The organism is Sutterella sp., assembly GCF_052272535.1.
Classification (GTDB): Bacteria; Pseudomonadota; Gammaproteobacteria; order Burkholderiales; family Burkholderiaceae_F; genus Sutterella.
In genome coordinates this window covers 1-3,104 of the sequence record NZ_DAVZJY010000252.1, presented here as the reverse complement: position 1 = coordinate 3,104, position 3,104 = coordinate 1, and the positions used below count along the sequence as shown (strand labels likewise).

Genomic DNA, 3,104 nt, shown 5'->3' with positions numbered 1-3,104 from the left:
TCCGCCGCGGCGCGGGAGGCCTGCGGGAGGGCCGCCAGGGAAAGGAGCGCGAGCGAGGCGCCCGCGATGCTTCTCCTCGAAATCATCGGGCAGCCCCCGTGCCGGCGAGGAGCCCCGCAACTTCGAGCGCCTTCGCCATCGCGACGGCCGAACGGACTCCGAGCTTCTTCGCGGCGTTCCCGCGGTGAAGCTTCACGGTGGCGAGCGAAATCGAGAGACGGTCGGCGATCTGCTTGTTGAGGAGCCCCTCGGCGACAAGGCGCGCCACCTCGAGCTCGCGCTCGGTGAGGCTCGCGGCCTTCTGCGCGAGGTCGCTCTGACCCGCGTCGGCCGCGAGGTCTTCGAAGCTCTTCTTGATCGCGCGCTCGACGGCGGCAATGAGCTGCTCGGGCGCCGCGGGCTTCACGAGGAAGTCCATCGCGCCGCGGTGCACGGCCTGCATCGCCATCGGGATGTCGCCGTGGGCCGAGAGGAAGATGATCGGCAAGAGACTGCCGCGCTCCACGAGCTCCTGCTGCAGCTCCATGCCGGTCATGCCGGGCATGCGATGGTCGAGCACGAGGCACCCCGGGCGCCTCGGATCGTCGAGCTCGAGAAGCGACGCCGCGCTCTGGTAGGCCATCACCTCGAAGCCCGCCATGCGCAGCAGAAAGGCGAGGCTCTTCAACTGTTCCGCGTCGTCGTCGACGAGGCGCACAAGCGCCGTTTCCGTGCCGTTCGTCATCAGATCTCCTTGGTCCGGTCCGGGGACGGCGCCGAAGCGTCCGCCCCGCCGTCCGCATTCTTCTTGTCGTTTTCCTCTTCGTCGGGGAGCGCCTCGATCGTCACCTCGGCGCAGATACCTTGAGTGGGCAGCTGATGAAAGCGCAACGCCCCACCGTGGCGGTCGGCGATGCCGCGGCAGATCGATAGCCCGATGCCGAGTCCCTCCTGCTTCACCGAGTCGCCGTACCCCGTGAGGCGCGCGAATCCCTCGGGCGAGAGCTTCGGGCCGTTGTCCGTCACGTGCAGCATGAAGTTCCCATCCTCGCGGTTCAGCGACACGCTCACGAACCCGTCGCGCTCTCCGGCAGCCGCGTGCCCCGCGTTGCGGATGAGGTTGAGGACGAGGAGCTCGAGCTCGAGCTGATCGCCCAAGACCATCGCGGGTCGGTCGTCGGCCGGGTCGGCCGCGAGATATTCGCCCGGGGCCGTGAGGATCGGCACGCGGCGCGCGTCGTGGCGCTCGACGATCAGCTCGGCGCGGCGGATCACCGCCGTCCAGTCGCAGGGCTTCAGGGGTTCGGTGCTCCGCTTGGCGTAGCCGCGCACGCGGTTCACGATCGAGGTGATGCGGGCGGTCTCCTCGGTCATCGCGTCGAGCGCCCCTTCGGCCATCGCGCGGTCCGCGTCCGAGGTCGGGCGCCTCGCGTTCCAGAGCTTCAGACCGCCGATGTAGTTGGAGAGCGAGGAGAGGGGCTGCTTCAGTTCATGCGCGAACATCGAGCTCATCTGCGAGAGGAGTCCGACGCGCTCGATGGCGGAGAGGCGCTCGCGCGAAACCCTTGCCTCCTCCTCCATCCGGGTCTTTTCGGCGAGCGCCGCCTCGAGGTCCTTGGTGCGCACGCGCACGAGGTGCCGCGAACGGAGCGCATGGAAGACGACGAACGCGAAGAGCGCGGCGAGCGCGAGGAAGAGTTCGGCGTGGCGCTTCACGAACCCCTTCACGGTCTGCTCGTCGAGGTACGCATAGGGCCCGTAGTGGAGCGCCTGCATGAGGCCCCGCACCTCGGAGAGGTCCACGCGGGTGCCCCAGCGCCAGCCGTCGCGCTCGGGCATGCTGAAGGCGACGGCGGCGACGCGGCGCACGGCGTCGCTCTGCGCCGTCGTGAGGTAGCCGATCGTCCAGTCGGGAAGCACCGGCGTGCTCGATCGGCAAAGTCCCGCCCCCCCGGGGAGCACCGCCGCCGGCCGGAAGACCGTCGGGTCGATGAAGCCCTCGCGCTCCATGCGCTCGAGCGTGCAGAGCGAAACGAGGCCCGCGTCGGCGTCGCCCGAGAGCACTGCGTTGAAAACGTCGGGCACGTCGTGCGGGCGCCATTCGCCCGCGGCGAAGTAGTTTTCCGGATCGAGCCCCTCTTTGATGAGGCGCCCCATGAGCCACTGCCAGGGACCGAAGGAGACGGTGCTCTCCACCGCCACGCGCGCGCCCTTGAGGCTCGCAAGGCTCCCGAGCTCCCGGCGCTTCGCGTCCACGATGAGAAGTCCTCCCGCGGCGGCCGCCGCCTGGCCGCCCGTGAGCGTGCGTTCGCGCACGGCGAGCGGCACCGCACCCAGTTCGTCCATGAGCGAGACCATCGTGCCGGAGGTCGCGAGCACGAAGGGAATCTTCTCGGCCTTCACGCTCTGGGCAAACTCGCGCGAAGGAATGCGCCGCACGAGCACGCGCCGCTCGGGCGAGGCGATTCGGAGCGCCTCCACGAGGGGCATCATCGTGCGCAGATACGTTTCGTTCGTCCCTGTCTCCTCGATCGCGAAGACGAAGTCGCCCGGGCGCGCCGGGGCCGCCTTCTCGTCGATCACGAGCTCGTTGGCGAGCACGTCCTCCTGGTACTGCATCGAGCGCACGTCGGCGAGATTGAAGCTCGCGGCCGAAACGCCGTCAGCGGCGGATGGCTCCGCGGCAAAGAGCGGCGCGCCCGCCGCGCCGACGAGGAGCGCGAGGACGAACGCACCGAGGGGGCGGCCGAGCGTCTTCAGGAACGGGGATGCGGTGCGGAGAGGCATGAAGAACTGTACGAGTAGCAGCAAAGTCTCGCAATTGCCGGGAAAGCTTAGCAGAGCACCGCGGCCGCTATTGACGCGGGCGATGAGGCTGGGCTTCAATCCGATTCCAGACGGCGGCCTTGATGAACGGCCGCCGTGCCGGCCGTATCGAAGGGCCGCATCTACGGCGCGCCCTACTACTGCAGGCCGCTCGACTGGAAGCGCCACGAGATTCTCGAGGCATGGGCGGACGTGCTCGCGGAATAAGCCGCCCCTTTGAAGGCACTCCGGCCGGCGGGATGAAGTTGACGCACTCCCCGCCCTGAAGGACGGGGATTCTCCACTTGACCAACGCTCAG

General features: G+C 68.8%; 2 protein-coding genes. Both read right to left on the bottom strand.

The window, feature by feature from the left end:
- Positions 1–82: 82 nt before the first annotated feature.
- Entirely contained in the window at positions 83–724 is a 642-nt protein-coding gene (locus ACT6Y9_RS09885) for a response regulator transcription factor (RefSeq protein WP_295479394.1), read from the bottom strand.
- Positions 724–2,766: a PhnD/SsuA/transferrin family substrate-binding protein gene (locus tag ACT6Y9_RS09880; protein ID WP_443744399.1), complete on the bottom strand. Its 2,043-nt coding sequence runs from the start codon at positions 2,764–2,766 to the stop codon at positions 724–726. Before ACT6Y9_RS09880 ends, ACT6Y9_RS09885 begins: the two co-directional genes overlap by 1 nt.
- Positions 2,767–3,104: the final 338 nt, after the last annotated feature.

Bases quoted from the DNA above. Each gene is read 5' to 3' on its own strand.
- ACT6Y9_RS09885 (WP_295479394.1), bottom strand. From the start codon at position 724: ATGACGAACGGCACGGAAACGGCGCTTGTGCGCCTCGTCGACGACGAC.
- ACT6Y9_RS09880 (WP_443744399.1), bottom strand. From the start codon at position 2,766: ATGCCTCTCCGCACCGCATCCCCGTTCCTGAAGACGCTCGGCCGCCCC.